Origin of the sequence: Brucella sp. NBRC 12953 (assembly GCF_040369775.1) — a bacterium.
In the GTDB taxonomy this organism is placed as follows: domain Bacteria; phylum Pseudomonadota; class Alphaproteobacteria; order Rhizobiales; family Rhizobiaceae; genus Brucella; species Brucella pseudogrignonensis.
Genome location: NZ_BAABSV010000005.1, coordinates 202001 through 220464 on the forward strand (window position 1 = coordinate 202001; position 18464 = coordinate 220464).

Sequence of the window (18464 nt, forward strand, 5' to 3'; positions counted from 1 at the left end):
AACATATGGGGAGTTCCATGGCCGAAACAGGTCTGGTCAATTTAGTGACAATCTGCACGTTGATATTCGGCTATATTCTCGGCTCCATTCCCTTCGGGCTTATCCTGACGCGGTTTGCAGGACTGGGCGATGTACGTTCGATTGGTTCCGGCAATATTGGTGCTACCAATGTTCTGCGTACCGGCAACAAGAAGCTCGCGGCGGCAACGCTCATTCTTGATGCGCTTAAAGGCACGGCAGCTGTATTAATCGCCTCAAAATTCGGCCAGGAAGCTGCAATTGCAGCCGGTTTCGGTGCCTTTATCGGCCATCTTTTCCCGGTCTGGATCGGCTTCAAGGGCGGCAAGGGTGTTGCAACCTATCTTGGCATTCTGATCGGCCTTGCATGGCCCGGCGCTCTGGTTTTCATCGCGGCATGGATTATCACGGCACTTCTCACCCGCTATTCTTCACTGTCAGCACTTGTTGCCAGTCTGATCGTGCCAATCGCACTTTATGCGCGCGGTGATCACGCGATTGCGGCTTTGTTTGCTGTGCTGACCATTATCGTCTTCATAAAGCATCACGCCAATATCTCGCGCCTCCTCAGCGGCACTGAAAGCAAGATAGGCAAAAAAGGATGAAACAGAGCGCGAATTCAACTTCTGGAATTCGCCTCTCCGACCGACAGCGGCTCAATTGGCTGCGCCTCATTCGCACTGAAAACATCGGTCCTGTCGCTTTCCGCGACCTCATTATGTTCTGTGGCTCTGCCGCCAGCGCCATAGAAAGACTACCTGACCTCACCATACGCGGCGGTGGCGCTAAGCCCGTGCGCGTGACACCGCTTGAAGATGCGGAACGCGAACTGGAAGCCATCGAGCGGATAGGTGTGCGTCTTGTTGGCATGGGCGAACCGGACTATCCACAACAGCTCAAAAATTGCGAGGCACCGCCGCCGCTTGTCATTATCAAGGGCAATCCAGATGTCTTTCGCAAGCCCCCTGTTGCCATCGTCGGCTCGCGCAACGCATCTGTGGTCGGCGCACGCTTCACAAAGCGTCTCGCGCGTGATCTGGGTGACGCTGGCTTCGCAATAATCTCCGGCCTCGCGCGCGGGATCGATGCGGCAGCGCATAAAGCCAGCATAGAAAGCGGAACCGTGGCAGTGCTGGCCGGTGGCCTTGATAGGCCATATCCGCCCGAAAACCTGCCGATCTATCGTGCCATACCCGAAAACGGCAGCGCACTCATTACCGAGATGCCGATGGGTGCATAGCCCCGTGCACGTGATTTTCCACGTCGAAACCGCATCATAGCTGGACTTTCGCTTGGTCTCATCGTGGTGGAGGCTGCCGAGCGTTCAGGCTCGCTCATCAGTGCTCGAATGGCTGGTGAAGTGGGTCGCACAGTGTTCGCAGTGCCTGGTTCGCCGCTCGATCCACGCGCCCGCGGAACCAATGCACTTCTGAAACAAGGCGCAACGCTTGTAACCTGCGCCGACGACGTTATCGATTCTTTGTCCCCGCTCATCGGGCGCGATACGTTCAAAGCCGAAGCAGCGCAGCCCGATCTGTTGACCCAGATCGATGAAGCGCCTGAGCCGCTTCAAGCCATAACAACGGATGAGCAACGCGATATTCTCGTCGATGCCCTTGGGCCGGTTCCAATCGATGTTGATACGCTTGTCAGACACACAGGCCTTGATGCAAGCAACGCCCAACTAATCCTGCTGGAACTTGATCTTGCCGGGAGGCTGTTACGCTATCCCGGCAATCAGGTCGCCCTTGTGCCACGCGATGAGCATTTCTAAACTCAATCACACGGGCAATGATGTTGATTGTCGCGTGCTTCCTGCAATGCCATGTCCATGAGATAGACGAGAAGATGACTATCCGTCCCTCTGGCCATTTTGACGAGTTCTTGTAGCATTTCTTCTATATAAGCCAGTGTCTCCTGACGAGTTGTATCTCGCTGAACCACCTTTGCCCCCAAAATGTGCCGGTTTCCTTCAAATGAAAATCACCCTTCTGGTTCAAACCCGACGGATATACCCCGGCCAGACACTACCACAAGCTTTATATTTACATACAGCCACTTTAGGTTGTATTTGACGATTTTTACCGTCTAGCTCTTGACCAAACGCAAACCGCTGTTCATGTGAAAGGCAACTATTTGAACGCGATACAGGGATAACTTACCCGTAAACATCGCGAATCTGGGCTGTTGTAATGAACGTCGTTGTCGTCGAATCGCCTGCAAAGGCCAAAACTATCAACAAGTATCTCGGGTCGAACTATAAGGTTCTGGCCTCGTTTGGTCATGTGCGAGATCTGCCAGCCAAGGATGGGTCTGTCCGTCCGGATGAAGATTTTGCAATGTCCTGGGAAGTTGACAGTAACTCTTCCAAGCGTTTGGCGGATATCGTCAATGCGTTGAAGGACAGTGATGGTCTGTTTCTGGCAACTGACCCTGATCGCGAAGGGGAAGCCATTTCGTGGCACGTACTCGAAGTGCTCAACCAGAAAAAGGCCTTGAAGGGCAAGACCGTCAAGCGTGTCGCGTTTAACGCCATCACCAAGAAAGCCGTTCTCGACGCTATCGCAAATCCGCGCGATATCGATGAGCCGCTGGTCGATGCCTATCTCGCTCGTCGTGCACTCGATTATCTCGTTGGCTTTACGCTTTCACCGGTCTTGTGGCGCAAGCTGCCCGGCGCTCGTTCGGCAGGCCGTGTTCAGTCGGTAGCTCTGCGTCTCGTATGCGACCGCGAATCCGAGATCGAACGCTTCATCCGCGAAGAATACTGGAATATCGCCGCTTCGCTTAAAACACCGCGTAACGATGCGTTCTCGGCTCGTTTGACTGCGGTTGACGGCAAGAGGCTCGGCAAGCTCGACATCAAGAATGAAGAGCAGGCAACGGCCATCCGTACCATGCTGGAAGGCGCAAGCTTCAAGGCAGTTTCTGTCGAAGCCAAGCCGACCAAGCGCAATCCCGGCCCTCCATTCACCACATCGACGCTCCAGCAGGCGGCATCAGGACAGCTCGGCTTTTCGGCATCGCGCACCATGCAGGTTGCGCAGCGTCTTTATGAAGGCGTGGACATTGGCGGCGAAACCGCCGGTCTGATCACCTATATGCGTACCGACGGCGTGCAGATGGCCCCCGAAGCTATCACCGCCGCCCGCGATGCGATTGGCAAGAGCTTCGGCCCACAATATGTGCCGGAAAAGCCACGCTACTATTCGAGCAAGGCCAAGAACGCTCAGGAAGCGCACGAAGCGATCCGTCCGACGGAATTCACGCGCCATCCGAAAGAAGTGCGCCGCTATCTCGATGAAGATCAGGCGCGTCTGTACGAGTTGATCTGGAAGCGCGCTATCGCGAGCCAGATGCAGGCTGCCGACATTGAGCGCACAACCGCTGACATCGAAGCAACCAATGGTTCGCGTTCGGCCATGCTGCGCGCCAACGGTTCGGTTACGAAGTTTGACGGTTTCCTCGCGGCCTATATGGATCACCGCGAAGAAGAAGATGAGGATGAAGACAGCGCAAAGCTGCCTGAAATCCGCTCCGGTGAGGCGATTGCGCGCGAAAAGATCGATGCGACACAGCATTCCACCGAACCGCCACCGCGTTATTCGGAAGCATCGCTCATCAAGAAGATGGAAGAGCTCGGCATTGGTCGTCCATCGACCTACGCGGCGACACTCGCAACGCTTCGTGATCGTGAATATATCACCATCGACAAGCGTAAGCTCATGCCGGAACCCAAGGGCCGTCTGGTTATTTCGTTCCTTGAAAGCTTCTTCAAACGCTATGTCGAATATGATTTCACAGCGGACCTTGAAGAAAAGCTCGACCTCATTTCCGATGGCAAGCTTTCCTGGAAAGACGTGCTGCGTGATTTCTGGCGCGACTTCTCCGGTTCTGTTGATGACATCAAGGAACTGCGCGTTACCAACGTTTTGGATGCGCTGAACGAAGAGCTTTCATCGCTTGCTTTCCCTGATCGCGGCGATGGTAGCGACCCGCGCACCTGCCCAACCTGTGGCACGGGCCAGCTTTCGCTGAAGCTCGGAAAATACGGCGCGTTCGTCGGTTGTTCGAATTATCCGGAGTGCAAGTTCACCCGTCAGCTGGGCGGTGAAGGCAACGGAGAAGCAGCAGCTTCCGACGAACCTAAACAGCTGGGCAAAGATCCATTCACCGGTGAAGAAATCACCGCGCGAACCGGTCGTTTCGGTCCATATGTCCAGCGTGGCGAAGGCAAGGAAGCCAAGCGTGCCAGCCTGCCAAAAGGTTGGACGGTCGATACGCTTGATCATGAAAAAGCAATGGCGCTGCTGTCGTTGCCGCGTGATGTTGGACAGCACCCTGAAACCGGCAAGATGATCTCTGCTGGCATTGGTCGCTATGGTCCTTACGTCAGCCATGATGGCACGTTTGCCAATCTCGAAAACGCTGATGAAGTGTTCTCGGTGGGCCTCAATCGCGCTGTTTCCGTCCTTGCGGATAAACAGTCGAAGGGTGGTCGTGGCCGCTCGACGCCTGCAGCGCTTGCGACATTGGGTGATCATCCAGATGGTGGCGCAGTCACCGTTCGTGACGGTCGTTACGGTCCTTACGTCAACTGGGGCAAGGTGAATGCTACGCTGCCAAAGGGTAAGGACCCGGCCAGTGTGACGCTGGAAGAAGCGCTGGAACTCGTTGCCGCAAAAGCTGGCAGCACAAAGACAAAGAAGGCTCCTGCCCGCAAATCTGCCGCCAAGGCCGCAGATGGCGAAAAGAAAGCCGCACCGAAAAAAGCTGCTGCAAAGAAGCCGGCAGCGAAGAAGAAAGCCCCTTCCAAAGCAAAGGCGAAGGCGGCAGAGGAGTAAGAATTGGCACGTCGTTTCCCCAAACCCGATACCGGACGATCCGCACGGACCGAACGGCGTGCTGCTAAAGCAAAATCAGAAGCTGCACAGGCAGGAGATTCAACCTCCTTCCTGCCGACGCGTGACGAGGTTCTCAAGTTTATTGAAGAGAACCCGGACCGCGCAGGCAAGCGCGATCTGGCCAAGGCATTCAATATTAAGGGCGATGCACGCGTCTATCTCAAGGATCTGCTGCGTGAACTCGGTGATGAAGGCCTGCTTGAAAAGCGTGCCCGTCGCCTCTCCCGTCCCGGCACCCTGCCACCGATCTCCGTATTGAACATTATTGGCCGTGACAATGATGGCGGACTTATTTCACGCCCGGCTGAATGGGACGAAGAAAACTACGGCAAACCGCCAGTCGTCACCATCCGCCGAACCCGCCTCAACAAGTCATCCGATGGTCCCGCGGTTGGTGTTGGCGATCGGGTATTGGCCAAGATCTTCCGCAACAAGGACAGTGACGGTCCGGAGTATTCCGCTCGCGTAATCAAGGTTGTCGATCAGAGCAGCAACGCGGTACTTGGCGTATTGCGTAAGCTCAGCAATGGCGAATGGCGGCTCGAGCCAGTCAATCGCAAGCAGCCGGAAGTACAGCTTGATCCAAAGTCGCTTGCCGATGCGGAAAGTGGCGATCTGGTTGAGGTGGAACTGACGTCGTCTCGTCGCTATGGCTTGCCGAGCGGCAAGGTGCGACAGGTGGTGGGTTCAATCGACAGCGAAAAAGCCCTGTCGATGATCGCCATTCACGAGCATGAAATCCCGCATATCTTCCCGGATGATGTGATCCGCGAAGCAGAAGCTGCAAAGCCTGCAACGCTTGACGGTCGTGAAGATTGGCGCGAGCTGCCGCTACTCACCATCGATCCGTCAGATGCAAAGGATCACGATGACGCCGTTTATGCGGAGCCGGACACTGATCCCGACAATGTCGGCGGTCATGTGGTCGTCGTTGCGATTGCTGATGTGGCAGCCTATGTGCGCCCCAACTCGGCGCTTGATCGCGAAGCACTGAAGCGTGGCAATTCGGTTTACTTCCCCGACCGGGTTGTACCTATGCTGCCAGAGCGCATTTCCAACGATCTATGCTCGCTGCGTGAACTGGAAGATCGTCCAGCACTTGCCGTCCGCATGGTGTTTGACGCCAACGGACATAAGAAATCCCACAAGTTCCATCGCATCCTGATGCGTTCGGCTGCAAAGCTTGCCTATGCGCAGGCACAGGCTGCAATTGACGGCGCAACGGATGAGAAGACTGCACCTATTCTGGACACGATCCTCAAGCCGCTGTGGGCCGCCTATGGCGCACTCAAACGCGGTCGCGATGCGCGTGAGCCGCTTGAGCTGGATTTGCCGGAAAAGAAAATCCTGCTCGGGCCTGATGGTAAGGTCGACAAGGTCATCGTGCCTGAACGACTGGACGCCCATAAGCTCATCGAAGAGTTCATGATTCAGGCCAATGTGGCCGCAGCTGAAGTGCTTGAAGCACATCGTCAGCCGTTGATTTTCCGCATCCACGATGAACCGGCACTGGCAAAGCAGGAATCTTTGCGGGAGTTTCTTCGCACGCTTGAAATTAACCTCGCCAAAGGCGTTGCTCTCAAGCCAGCACAGTTCAACCGTATTCTCGAAGCTGTTGATGGAACAGATCATCAAGATCTGGTCAATCAGGTGGTGCTACGCACGCAAAGCCAGGCGATCTACAGCCCGGATAATATCGGCCATTTCGGTCTGCATTTGCGCAAATATGCGCATTTCACCTCACCGATCCGCCGTTATGCCGATTTGATCGTGCATCGCGCTCTGATCAAGGCTTTGGGATTTGGCAAGGATGGTCTGACCACCGATGAAGAAGCGCATCTGGAAGAAACTGCGGCGCTCATTTCTTCGACCGAACGCCGTGCGATGCTTGCAGAGCGCGAGACCGTTGATCGCCTGATTGCCCATTTCCTCGCAGCGCATCTTGGTGATGAATATGAGGGACGCGTAACTGGTGTCACAAAAGCCGGGCTTTTCGTATCCCTTGCGACATATGGCGCAGACGGACTTGTCCCCATTTCAACTTTGGGTAATGAATACTATCTGTATGACGAAGCAAACCATGCACTCGCCGGAGAAAAAAGCGGAAAAGGCTTCCGTCTGGGCGACAATGTAACGGTTAGACTGGTGGAAGCGCTCCCTGTCGCGGGTGCGCTTCGGTTTGAGATGGTTTCGGAACCGCATTCCTTGCCGATGTCGACGCGTTCGCATCACAAGGCAAGCAAAGGGATGCGCGGGCGCAAAGGAAAGCCGGCAGGCGTTTCGCGCTCCAAGAGAAAAGGTCACAGATGAGCACGCTAGAGGCCAATTCCACGGATAGTCAGATCCACGTTTTCGGTGGTGAAAGCCAGAAAACTGCACGCCCGACCCGCGATCTGGGTCAGGCGATGTGGCGCGGATTTAAGTGCCGCTGCCCGCATTGCGGCGAAGGCAAGCTGTTTCGGGCTTTTGTAAAGCCTGTCGATAGCTGCTCTGTCTGCGGTGAAGATTACACCGAGCAGCGCGCAGACGACCTTCCGGCCTATCTGACAATCCTTGTTGTTGGACACATCGTCGTTGGCGCCTTCATGGGCGTTGAAGCAACCACGAACCTGTCGCTCTGGGCGCATATGGCTATCTGGGGACCGATGACCGTCATCCTGTCGCTTCTCATGCTGCAGCCAATCAAAGGCGCAACCATCGGCCTTCAGTGGGCGCTGTTCATGCATGGTTTCGGCGGTCAGGGCGAAGGTGATTACGGCGACGTCACCTGACAGGGTTCATCCCCGTGACATCCCCTTCACACGCCACAACGCATACACCAAGGCTGCCGCTTCGCCCGCGCGATGCTGCTTCATTGCTTCTTATTGACCGCACGGAACGCGTCCCCCGCATTCTGATGGGCAGACGCCATCCGTCTCTGGCGTTCATGCCCGGAAAATACGTATTCCCTGGCGGCAGAGCCGATCCTATCGATGGCAGCATTGGCGCTGCCTCCGAGCTCAGTTCCGATGACACGCAGAAGCTCGTATCTGGTATGGGTGCGCGCGCTTCACAACGCCGCGCAAGAGCGCTTGGGCTCTGTGCCATTCGCGAAACATTTGAAGAAACCGGGCTAAAACTCGCGCGTCCCGGGGCGGAAAACGCCTTGTCATTAAACGGTGCCAATTATCCTGCAAACAAGGACTGGTTGGCATTTCTGGAAGGTGGTGCGCTGCCTGCGCTGGGAGACCTGCGCTATTTCGCCCGCGCAATCACTCCACCCGGAAATGTACGCCGTTTCGACACGCGCTTTTTTATTGCTTTCCGTGACAGCCTGCCGGAACTGGCAAGCCAGAAACTTGTTCCCAGTGGAGAACTACAAGATTTGGATTGGGTGGCCGTCGATGAAGTTGATAAACTGGACGTCGCCCGTATTACTCAGACAATTCTGAAAGAAGCGCAAATGCTGCTGACGGAAACCCGGCTTGAACTGCCAGCCACTCTACCAGTGGTGCAATACAGCAAGCGGCATGGCCGCTTTGTTCGCGAAGTGATCTGACCTAATGAATAAAGAAGTTTATCCTGCCGACATCATCCCCCAGGAACCAGACGGCGGGAACACCCAGGGCCAGATGCATTGGCGTTCCCTTGCAGCGGCAATCGCCACGATCAGCGCCATGGGTGCAGCGATCGGGCTTGGTATTCCGCTTCTGAGCGTTCTGCTTGAAAGCCGCGGCCACTCAGCCAGCCTTATCGGTGCGAACACTGCAGTCGCAGGTCTTGCATCCATTGTTGCCGCACCGCTCGCAGCACCCATTGCCGCCCGCCTCGGTGTGGCCAAGGCAATTGTGCTGATGCTCTTGATTGGCAGCGTCGCATTTCTGGGCTTTCACTTTTTTCAGCCACTCTGGGCATGGTTTGCTCTGCGAATCGTCCTGCATTTTGCGCTGACAGTGCTTTTCGTTCTCTCGGAATACTGGATCAACGCCTCCGCTCCGCCTGAAAAACGTGGCCTTGTGCTCGGCATTTACGCAACCTCGCTTTCGCTCGGCTTTGCGCTCGGCCCTTGGCTCTTTTCAAAGATCGGCAGCGCGGGCGGTTTGCCGTTCTATGTCGGTTTCGCCATCATCTTGATCGCCATCATTCCGGTGGTGGTCGCATGGCGCGACAGCCCGGATTTCGAAGAAGGCGAACACGTTCCCTTTCTACCGTTTATTTTTGCCGTACCGACGGCAACGATGGCAGTCTTCGTATTTGGCGCGGTTGAAACCGGCGGTTTCGCCCTGTTCCCGGTCTTTGGCGCCCGTGTTGGCTATGACGAAGGCGATGCAGCCCTGCTGCTGACGATGATCGGTCTCGGCAATGTCCTGATGCAGATACCGCTGGGAATCATCAGCGACCGCATTTCGGATCGCCGCAAACTGTTGCTGTTCTGCGCCGTCACGGGTCTCGCCGGGATGATGGCCCTGCCTTACCTGATGGAGAACTGGTATCTGATGGCAGCTGTCCTGTTTGTCTGGGGCGGTGTCGTTGCGGGTCTCTACACTGTCGGGCTTGCGCATCTTGGTTCAGAACTCACCGGTCGCGAGCTTGCATCAGCCAATGCCGCCTTCATCTTCTGCTATGCAATCGGCATGTTGGCAGGACCACAGGCCGTTGGCGTGGGCATGGATATGGCTGGACCTAAGGGCTTTCCACTGACTCTGGGCGTCTTTTTTGCAGCTTTTGCACTCTTTGCTGCGATAAGACTTGTTCAAAGGAAGAAGCGGGGTTGACTTTTCGCCCTTAATCCGTAGTGTCGCGCCGAATTTCCGCTTCTGACCAATTGGACAGACTCGCAGCGGTTTAATCATGAAAGAGCAGGTATTTCGATATGGCCAAGGCTACGACCATCAAGATCAAGCTTTTGTCGACCGCTGACACCGGCTTCTTCTACGTAACGAAGAAGAACAGCCGCACGATGACGGAAAAGATGACAAAGACCAAGTACGACCCGATTGCGCGCAAGCACGTCGACTTCAAGGAAACGAAGATCAAGTAATTCGTTTCCGACGCCAGATTACTGGCAGGAATCAAAAAAAAGCCGTCTCTCAAGAGACGGCTTTCTTATTTGGGAGAGCCTAATCAGGCGGCGGAAAGAACGATGCGATTCCGGCCTGTTTTCTTGGCTTCATAAAGTGCTGCATCCGTTCGTGCAAAAAGTGCCTCAGCAGTATCTCCACCCATAAGCCGTAGCCCGGCAATACCGATGCTGATCGTCATATTGATCTTGTGCTTACCACCAATGATGAGGAACGGCGCTTCGGCAACAGCTTCGCGAATGCGCTCTGCTACCGCTGTGGCAGCTGTTAAATCAGTATCCGGCAATACGATGGCAAATTCTTCGCCGCCATAGCGACACATGACATCCATGCCGCGTATCTTTTTACGCAGCCGCGCAGCGAATTCTCGCAGAACATCGTCGCCACCGTCATGCCCGTATTTGTCATTGACGCGTTTGAAATGGTCGAAGTCAATCATGATGACCGAAAGCGGCCTCTCGCGCCCTGTAGCGCGCGACAAGAGTACTGGCATATGCGTATCAAGGTAACGCCGATTATGCAGCCCGGTGAGGCTGTCAGTTACCGCCATTGTGATTGTGCGGTGTAAGCTCTGACGCAGCAAATCATTATAGCATTTGCGCTTGATCTGGGTGCGCAACCGCGCATAAAGCTCCAGTTTCTCAAGCGGACGCATCACATAGTCATTTACGCCCAGTTCAAGCGCACGAACGACCAAAGCGCCCTCGTCTTCATTGACGATCAGAATGATCGGAACAAGCCGTGTGCGCTCGATTGTGCGTATCTGTGAGCATAATCGCAATGGGTCGTAATAGGTAAAATCTGCCGAAATGACGATGCTGTCGTAATCATTCTCAATCGCCTTGATGAGAGCCGCATTTGCGTCATGTGCGACATCGACAAAATAATCCTCGCCGAGGATTAGGCGCAACCGTGCTGCTGCCAGTTCATTCTCATCCACCACCAGAATACGTGCTGCATCCTCCCCGCCGCCAAAGCGCCCGGATAATTTGGTCACGAGTAGAGCTTCGACTTCTGTGTCAGCGACAGTTCCAGTGCGTTGGAAAAGCTCATCCGAAACCATTTTAAGACGCGCGAGGCTTTTCACGCGTGAAAGGAGTTGGAGATCCTGAGCGGGCTTGGACAGGAAATCATCCGCTCCGGCCTCAAGCCCTTTGATCTTATCTTCAGAGCTATCCAGAGCCGTTAGAATCACAACCGGAATATTGGTGGTGCGCGGGTCGTCTTTCAAGCGACGACAAACGTCAAAGCCGTCCATATCTGACATGACGACATCAAGGATAATCACATCGATCTGCCCGCCCAGGCAAATCTCGATCGCTTCCGCGCCTTTATTAGCGGTTACGACCTCATAATATTCGCGCAAGAGCAGCGCTTCGAGCAGCTTTGCATTTGATTCTGCAGCATCAACGACAAGAATTCTTGCAGTCATATCAGCCAGCCCCCCAAATTCTCACCCTTGCGAGATTCCCCAAATCGAAAAGGTTTAAGCGTCACCCAAGTAGGATTTTATGGTTTCTATAAACCGCGGCACCGAGATCGGCTTGGATATATAGGCCTCACAGCCTCCCTGCCGAATGCGTTCCTCATCGCCTTTCATTGCGAAGGCCGTCACCGCAATCACAGGAATATGCCGCAATTCCTCATCATCTTTAAGCCACTTGGTCACTTCCAGACCGGATACCTCCGGAAGCTGAATGTCCATCAAAATCAGATCGGGACGATGTTCGCGCGCAAGATCAAGTGCCTCAAGACCGTTGCGTGTCCTGATGGTTTCATATCCGCTGGCTTCGATAAGATCGCGAAACAACTTCATATTGAGTTCGTTGTCCTCGACGATCATGACACTTTTCGTCATCGAATATTCCCTGGCCTTAATCTTTCCCGAGGTAAAACAAGGCTGTCTTGTTTGTCCTACCCATATAGCTCCCTTATAGTTTAAGCGCATTTCATTGACGAAAGGCAAATATTCGCCAAATCCCGCATTGTCGTTAAGACTTTGGGCGATTAAACAAAGGCCACAGTCTAAAGCTTTCCTCAAAACGGCAGAAAGCGATTTTTCTGCATAAAATCACGTAAAAACAACGAGTTAATTGGAGAGGCCATATGAAGACGCTGTTAAGCCAAACCGACGCGGAAAATCTAGCAGTCGAAGCGCTTGTGTGGTTGGCTCAAGACAAGGATCTATTGCCGCGTTTTCTCGCACTCACCGGCATTGAAGCGTCATCTATTCGCTCTGCAGCACAGGAACCGGGCTTTCTCGCAGGAGTGCTGCAATTCTTTCTCGGGCATGAACCAACATTGATACGTTTTTGCGAAGAAACGGGACGCGATCCTGCCCTTATAGAAAAGGCCATGACACTGTTGCCAGGTGGCCTTAATCATCATCTTTGAAAAAAGCCCCGCCTCGCGGGGCTTTCTCGCCTGCAGCCTGCAGAACTATGCAGCGCTGACCGCTTCAGCGTTTATCACACTGATGACGCTCAGCTCATGAGCTTTGCCGTCGCGTGCAGTCCACGACATGGACTGGCCCGGAGTAAGGCCAATAAGAGCAGTGCCGATTGGCGTTAGAATAGAAATCTTGCCCTGAGCAATGTCTGCCTCGCCGGGATAAACCAACGTTACTTTGCGTTCATGCCCGTCGTTTGAGCGAAACTCTACCGTCGAGCCCATGCGAACGACGTCTGCCGGCAGTTTTTTCTGCGGCACAACTTTTGCGCGATCGAGTTCCTGCATCAACTCCTCAGCCACTTCCTCCAACTTTTCGGAGACGTTGCCGGCCAGAATTGTCAGGCGCTCATGGTCAATATCGCTGACGACGATCTTTGGCTTCTTGCGATTCTTTTCGCTCATGACGATAGCTCACTGCTGTCTAAGGATAATTGTTCTCCGCACCGAATCCCGGCTGGAGCATTTACTTGATTTTTGGATGAAAGCGCTTTTAGCAATTCCGCTTGAAGCCAAGCGGCAACCCGTCCCCCGGAGCCCTCTGCGCAAGGCAGGCCTCGAGGGTTGCTATCCCGTGATCGGTTGAACCCGATGGAGTATGGAAGCAAAGCGGTTGTTCATAACACTAAACTTGGTGATATCTTTGCCAATGTCAAGGGCACAGCTGACAGGGTGACAGAGTATCGATGGCATTGGCTCGCTTTAGTGCTATAAGGCGATGTTCCTTTTATGTTCATAAAAACGCACACTGCCATGGCTGACCAACTCGCTATAAACCGCTCGGAGCAAGGCTTTTGCCGCGATTGTTTGTCGCTGCAAAAGCTGGAATCAGCTCGGCGCTGTCGGACCTGCGGAAGCCCTCGCCTTGTACGTCATCCTGAGCTTTACAAGCTGTCGCTCGCTCATGTGGATTGCGATGCGTTTTATGCTTCAGTCGAGAAAAGAGACAATCCCGATATACGCGATAAGCCGGTCATCATCGGTGGTGGAACACGCGGTGTCGTCTCGACCGCTTGCTATATTGCACGCATTCATGGTGTGCGCTCTGCCATGCCAATGTTCAAGGCGTTGGAAGCCTGCCCACAAGCCGTTGTCATCAAACCCAACATGGAAAAATATTCTCAGGTAGGCAGGGAAGTTCGGCAACTGATGCGCGAACTGACGCCGCTGGTCGAGCCTATTTCTATCGACGAGGCTTTTCTCGATTTGGGCGGCACTGAACGTCTTCACCGAGCGCCCGCGGCCATGGTGCTGGCGCGGTTTGCCAAGCGTGTCGAAACTGAAATCGGAATCACGATCTCTGTCGGGCTATCTTATTGCAAATATCTCGCAAAGGTTGCGTCAGATCTCGAAAAACCACGCGGATTCTCTGTTATTGGTGAAATGGAAGCGCTGGATTTTCTTCGCGACAAGCCTGTCAGCATGATCTGGGGTGTCGGAAAATCATTTAATGCAAAGCTAGAAAGTGATGGCATTCGCACCATTGGGCAGCTTCAGACGATGGATGAAGGCACACTCATGAAGGCTTACGGTACGATGGGGCAGCGGCTGTTTCGGCTTTCACGCGGGCAGGACAGCCGTAAAGTCGAACCTGAGCACGATATGAAGAGTGTTTCAGCTGAAACCACCTTCAATAAAGATCTTTCTCAGGCTACTGATCTCATACCCGTGCTGCGCGCTTTATCTGAGAAGGTCTCACAACGGCTAAAGGTTGGGGATATAGCGGGACGCACCGTTATACTTAAGCTCAAGACACAAGATTTCAAACTACGAACGCGCAATCGGCAGCTCGCCGATCCAACGCAACTTGCCGACCGCATTTTCCGCACCGGCCTGCAGCTTCTAGATAAGGAACTGGACGGAACCAGATTCCGTCTACTCGGCATCGGGGTAAGCGAACTTTCATCAGATGAACGTGCAGATCCGCCAGACCTTGTTGATACTCAAGCTACAAAACGCGCAGTGGCTGAAAGCGCCATCGACCGTCTGCGCGACAAGTTCGGGCGCAACGCGGTTGAAACCGGCTACACATTTTCAAAGGGCAATCTCGCCAGACCGCAAACACCATCAGATCGCGACCCGGATGATTAATCCTGTATTGAAGCATCTTTTGGAAAGTGTTGGAGAAAAATGATTCAATCGTTGGTAACGGCTTGACGAAGTGTGTCTGGATCAATATTGGAACTGCTCAAGAGAGCGCTGACTGATTTGACAGTACTCTTTCGGAAGGCCTCATGGCGGAGTGGTTACGCAGAGGACTGCAAATCCTTGCACCCCGGTTCGATTCCGGGTGAGGCCTCCAACAGTTTTCAAAAATCATTATAACTGATTGAAATCGCCTTGATATTTTTCAAGGTGTGGCAATCCGTTCTTACGGTGTTCTGCCACACTTATTTTGGGGGTGGCAACTTTTTCCCCTTACACACCACCCATCCCAACCTATTTCGTTTATTTTTGTGGGGTCGTATTGACTCTTTTAGCGCAGTGAACAAAATAAGAACATCGTAATATATGGACACGTCTGGCGGCGAGTGTGTCTGCTTTAACGGAGCAGGACAATGAATGCGGTTGCGCAAGAAAATGGATACGACGACGAGATTGAATTGGTGCTGGCTTATCACAAAGGCGATGTGCGAGCGGCAATAGAAGCCCTGTTGAAAGACCGAGACTTCCTCGTCAAAGAGATCGAGTACGCCAGCCTTGCAATGTCGATGGGCTTTGCTCGTGGATGGAAGCCGACCGTCATAAAATGAAAACCGTGCTTAGGAAAGCGCCTACTGTGTTTCTGAATTGATCTGAGCGTCAAAGATTTGCGCAGATTCATACGTGATGGCACTAAGGGTTAAAATTAACTGAAGTATTCGTCTTCAGAAAATATTTTGCCGATTTTAGGTACAATCATTTGATTTCCCTAAACAAATCCCGTCACATAATGGACAAACAAACGTTGAATTTCAAGAATTTATGAAACTTGTTCTACAAATATAAACGCGCTCTTGCACCTCCTTGCTTAATGACAATAAGAAATAATCGGAAGTACTTTAAACTAGGGAGACGAATATGAACCGTTTAATCCTCACAGCGGCAATTGTTGGAACCACATTGACTTCTGCATTTGCTCAGCAGCCGACACCGGAACAAATGGAAATGGCTTATAATGCGGCACGTAATCAACTTGGCGTGCTCGCATACTGTCAGGAAAAAGGTTTCATTGATGGTAGTGCTTCTGAAATTCAGACTAAGCTGATGACACTTGTTCCTACACCTGCGGATGCTTCGAAAGGCGACGCAGCGGAAGCAGCTGGAAAGCAGGGTAAGGTTTCGGTTATGGGCATGGAACAAGATCTGGCGACATCAGCAAAGGCACAAGGCATTGAAGAAGCCAAACTTTGCGAAATGATGGCTAATGCATTGAAACAGGCCGCAGCAAATATGCCGAAGTAAGAAAACAGCCCCGCTGCGTTTAAAACAAGCGGGGCTATATTTTGTCCCACGCTAAACTGGCCAGCATCTGGTCAAGATGCTTGTTACCCTCTTTCGATTGCTCGCGAGTTTCTTCACGCCTTTCACAGTTGCCGAATACCTGCAACGACTACACGACTGGCAATCGGATCCATATTCGGTATTGTCCAGATTAGAGCAGCGATTGAACGAGTAGTGTTGTGATAAAATTTCTTGCCGGAGTAATAGTTCTACTTTCATGCCAAGGCGTCAGCGCTGAACCGTTTGCGGTCCAAAACGCTAATGTCACTTTCGATAATTCGAATGGTGAGCTCATAATAGCGATGAAGATTATGCAGCCAGATATTCGGCGTTTTAGTGACATGACCCAAAGAAACATTGGCCGAACAGTTTCCATTAAGGTCGGCGACCAAACTCTTTCTGAGGTCCGCATAGCTGAACCTATCAAAAATGGCTTTCTATCAATAACTTACCTTGAAAGTGTCCTATCAGCACAAAAGATTGTCAAAAGCATCATCAATGCCGGAACCATTGATGTATCGCCTAAAGATTGACCACCCATTTCATCAAGTGAGCACGAAAGCACCTGATTTGCCATCCCAAGCAACTATGCATGACCGGATTTTTTACCAGTAAATACATTCATTTAAGCAGTCAGTCGAAAAGATTTCCTTGGCACAAAAGGAACGCAGGTATGCACCAATTTCATCCGATAATTGCAATCAGTGCCATTGCGGCTTTAACGCCACTCAGCCAAGTCAGCGCTTCTCAGAATGAGGCATATATTAAGAAAGCAGCTTTTGAACTCACAGTGGCCTATCAATGTGAGAAAGTTTTGAACGATAAAGAAGTGTATAAAACTGCCAAGCGCAACGCCGTTAAGCTGATGGGTGAAAGTGAAGCCGCCAAGCTGATCACTTCAGTAGAAACTCACCCTCGTGATGGCCACACGAAGGATAAAGGTTTTTGTCGAATGATGATAAAAGAAATACGGTGAGGATGTCTCTATACAAAAAAGCTTGGCTATTTCTTATTATAGCGTCCGTTTTGGTTTTAACCTCTCCTGATTGGACAGTGGGTATTGGCATTGCCATAGGAGTAAGCAGCGCCGCGATAGGATCAGTCGCATTAGTCGTTGGTGCGCTGATGTTCATGTTCGTTTTTGTGTGTCCCCAATGCTCGTTTTCACTCTTTAGAAGCGAGAGTATATTTGGCCTATATATTTACCATCCATGGCCAAATAAGCGTTGCTCCAGATGCGGGTCTGAGCACTCACACCATAGTGTGCATTGATCATAGTGGCAGGATTGGCACACGTTAGAACCAATGCCTGGCTGAAGGTAATATCGGCTTCATAAGCGGATCCACGCCCTGCGCATCGAACTGCTCAGCCAGAAGAGTTGCAGTTGTTGGTCCAAGTGTAAAACCCTGATGACCATGACCAAAGTTAAACCATAAACCTTTATGTCTGCTAGGCCCTACGACCGGCAACATATCGGGCATACAAGGCCGCGTGCCTGACCATGGGTTTTCTTCGACTGGTTTTTGCAGCATGAAAAGCTCGCGCGCCGCTGCTTCAGCACGAAGCACCTGCCGCGTTGAAGCAGCAGTTCCCAGCGGGGTCATATGTGCACCGGTTAAAATACGTAGCCCCTTGTTCATCGGTGCGATGAATGCACCGTTTTCAACGTCCAGCGTTGCTATTTGCGGCTCTTGCTCAACGGCGAAATGTCGATGATAACCGCGCTTGAAGACCATCGGAATGCGATAGCCAAAAGCCTCCAGAAGTGATGGCGACCACGGACCGAGAGCGATAACGACGCTCTGCGCGGAAAACGGCCCCTCATTCGACAAAACTCGCCAGCCTGTGGCATCCTGCTTTAAGCTCGTTGCATCGCCGATCGCAAACGTTCCGCCGCGTGAGATGAAGAGCGATGCATAGCGGCTAACCAACTCTCCCGGATCACGGCATGTCCAGGGAGACGTCCAGTGAACTGCACCTGCTAGCGGACGACGCAGCGTTGGCTCGGCCGCGGCAATATCGCTTGTCCCCAGCACTGTGTTTGGCACGCCATATAGCTGCTTCAGACGCTCCGCCCTCACCGCTGCTTCTTCGAATTTAGCGGTCGTGCGATAGGCAATTCGCCAGCCCTTCCGAATAATCAGCTCATCTGCACCTGCAGGCACGATAAACTTTGCATGGTCTTCACTCGCCCGCAGGACGAGTTTCGAATAGGTCGCCACCGTTTGGGCATAAGATTGCGGTGCCGAATGCGCAAAATAACGCCAAAGGGGTTCAGCCAAGCGCGGCATATCACGCACTTGCCAATCAACGTCGTTGCCACGTTTTAACGCAACGGAGAGAATTTCGCGTAAAGAACGCGGAAAAGCATGAGGCTCAACCGCCTCGGTTTGAATGATACCGGCATTGCCATAACTCGTCTCTCGTCCCGGCGCCCTGCGATCGACAAGGACCACATTGTGCCCCCTCTCCTGCAAAGCAAGAGCGGTAGAAACACCGACCATACCGGCTCCAAGAACGATTGCGTCAGTCATGGTTCAGTTCCATCAT

The 18464-nt window shown here is 52.8% G+C and carries 17 protein-coding genes, 1 tRNA gene and 1 pseudogene; 15 read left to right on the plus strand and 4 right to left on the minus strand.

The features are described 5' to 3' along the window. Positions 1-17 precede the first annotated feature (17 nt). The 8 genes and pseudogenes from plsY (at position 18) to rpmG (ending at position 9942) form a co-directional block, all read left to right on the plus strand. Positions 18-623 carry a glycerol-3-phosphate 1-O-acyltransferase PlsY gene (plsY, locus tag ABWV94_RS13970; protein ID WP_007878647.1) on the plus strand — a complete coding sequence of 202 codons (606 nt, stop codon included), beginning with the start codon at positions 18-20 and terminating at the stop codon, positions 621-623. Further along, positions 620-1792, plus strand: a pseudogene (gene dprA / locus ABWV94_RS13975) (DNA-processing protein DprA). The gene plsY and the pseudogene dprA overlap by 4 nt, the downstream one beginning before the upstream one ends. Positions 1793-2210: 418 nt before the next feature. Next, entirely contained in the window at positions 2211-4862 is a 2652-nt protein-coding gene (gene topA, locus ABWV94_RS13980; protein WP_353413941.1) for a type I DNA topoisomerase, read from the plus strand. 3 nt (positions 4863-4865) lie between these two features. Further along, positions 4866-7232, plus strand: coding sequence for a ribonuclease R (gene rnr / locus ABWV94_RS13985; RefSeq protein WP_079213011.1), 2367 nt, complete (start codon positions 4866-4868; stop codon positions 7230-7232). Continuing rightward, positions 7229-7693: a DUF983 domain-containing protein gene (locus tag ABWV94_RS13990; RefSeq protein WP_007878633.1), complete on the plus strand. Its 465-nt coding sequence runs from the start codon at positions 7229-7231 to the stop codon at positions 7691-7693. Before rnr ends, ABWV94_RS13990 begins: the two co-directional genes overlap by 4 nt. Before the next feature lie 155 nt (positions 7694-7848). Further along, positions 7849-8460 carry an NUDIX hydrolase gene (locus ABWV94_RS13995; protein WP_328589893.1) on the plus strand — a complete coding sequence of 204 codons (612 nt, stop codon included), beginning with the start codon at positions 7849-7851 and terminating at the stop codon, positions 8458-8460. A 73-nt stretch (positions 8461-8533) separates the two neighbouring features. Further along, complete coding sequence (locus ABWV94_RS14000) at positions 8534-9676, plus strand: MFS transporter (RefSeq protein WP_113499280.1); 1143 nt, start codon at positions 8534-8536, stop codon at positions 9674-9676. Between the two features lie 98 nt (positions 9677-9774). Further along, the gene (gene rpmG / locus ABWV94_RS14005) at positions 9775-9942 is read left to right on the plus strand and encodes a 50S ribosomal protein L33 (RefSeq protein WP_007878621.1); all 168 of its coding nucleotides are present in this window, start codon (positions 9775-9777) and stop codon (positions 9940-9942) included. Positions 9943-10025: 83 nt separating this feature from the next. On the opposite strand, the gene ABWV94_RS14010 is transcribed toward rpmG, so the two are convergent. Both ABWV94_RS14010 and ABWV94_RS14015 read right to left on the minus strand, forming a co-directional pair. After that, positions 10026-11414, minus strand: coding sequence for a PleD family two-component system response regulator (locus ABWV94_RS14010; RefSeq protein WP_007878619.1), 1389 nt, complete (start codon positions 11412-11414; stop codon positions 10026-10028). 54 nt (positions 11415-11468) lie between these two features. Further along, positions 11469-11840 carry a response regulator gene (locus tag ABWV94_RS14015; RefSeq protein ID WP_007878616.1) on the minus strand — a complete coding sequence of 124 codons (372 nt, stop codon included), beginning with the start codon at positions 11838-11840 and terminating at the stop codon, positions 11469-11471. A 248-nt stretch (positions 11841-12088) separates the two neighbouring features. Between ABWV94_RS14015 and ABWV94_RS14020 the strand changes: the two genes are divergently transcribed. Further along, a complete protein-coding gene (locus ABWV94_RS14020; RefSeq protein ID WP_064321591.1) occupies positions 12089-12376 on the plus strand; it encodes a DUF3572 domain-containing protein in 288 nt (95 codons plus the stop codon). A 45-nt stretch (positions 12377-12421) separates the two neighbouring features. Here ABWV94_RS14020 and rnk read toward each other — a convergent pair whose 3' ends face one another. Beyond that, positions 12422-12835 carry a nucleoside diphosphate kinase regulator gene (rnk, locus tag ABWV94_RS14025; protein ID WP_007878612.1) on the minus strand — a complete coding sequence of 138 codons (414 nt, stop codon included), beginning with the start codon at positions 12833-12835 and terminating at the stop codon, positions 12422-12424. Positions 12836-13183: 348 nt separating this feature from the next. Between rnk and ABWV94_RS14030 the strand changes: the two genes are divergently transcribed. From ABWV94_RS14030 to ABWV94_RS14055, 6 genes are all read left to right on the plus strand, one after another. Further along, entirely contained in the window at positions 13184-14521 is a 1338-nt protein-coding gene (locus tag ABWV94_RS14030) for a DNA polymerase IV (protein ID WP_353413944.1), read from the plus strand. A gap of 137 nt (positions 14522-14658) precedes the next feature. Next, a tRNA-Cys gene (locus tag ABWV94_RS14035) sits at positions 14659-14732 on the plus strand. 256 nt (positions 14733-14988) lie between these two features. Then, positions 14989-15183 (plus strand): CUE domain-containing protein, encoded by a 195-nt coding sequence (locus ABWV94_RS14040; RefSeq protein ID WP_064321590.1) that lies wholly within the window; start codon positions 14989-14991, stop codon positions 15181-15183. 307 nt (positions 15184-15490) lie between these two features. Next, on the plus strand, positions 15491-15874 hold the full coding sequence (locus tag ABWV94_RS14045; protein WP_007878608.1) for a pore-forming ESAT-6 family protein: 384 nt from the start codon (positions 15491-15493) through the stop codon (positions 15872-15874). A gap of 218 nt (positions 15875-16092) precedes the next feature. After that, positions 16093-16446 (plus strand): SecDF P1 head subdomain-containing protein, encoded by a 354-nt coding sequence (locus ABWV94_RS14050; RefSeq protein ID WP_007878607.1) that lies wholly within the window; start codon positions 16093-16095, stop codon positions 16444-16446. A 59-nt stretch (positions 16447-16505) separates the two neighbouring features. Continuing rightward, positions 16506-16889: a hypothetical protein gene (locus ABWV94_RS14055; RefSeq protein ID WP_146112687.1), complete on the plus strand. Its 384-nt coding sequence runs from the start codon at positions 16506-16508 to the stop codon at positions 16887-16889. 320 nt (positions 16890-17209) lie between these two features. Here the strand turns inward: ABWV94_RS14055 and ABWV94_RS14060 are convergent, their stop codons facing one another. Continuing rightward, positions 17210-18448 carry an NAD(P)/FAD-dependent oxidoreductase gene (locus ABWV94_RS14060; protein WP_353413947.1) on the minus strand — a complete coding sequence of 413 codons (1239 nt, stop codon included), beginning with the start codon at positions 18446-18448 and terminating at the stop codon, positions 17210-17212. Positions 18449-18464 lie beyond the last annotated feature (16 nt).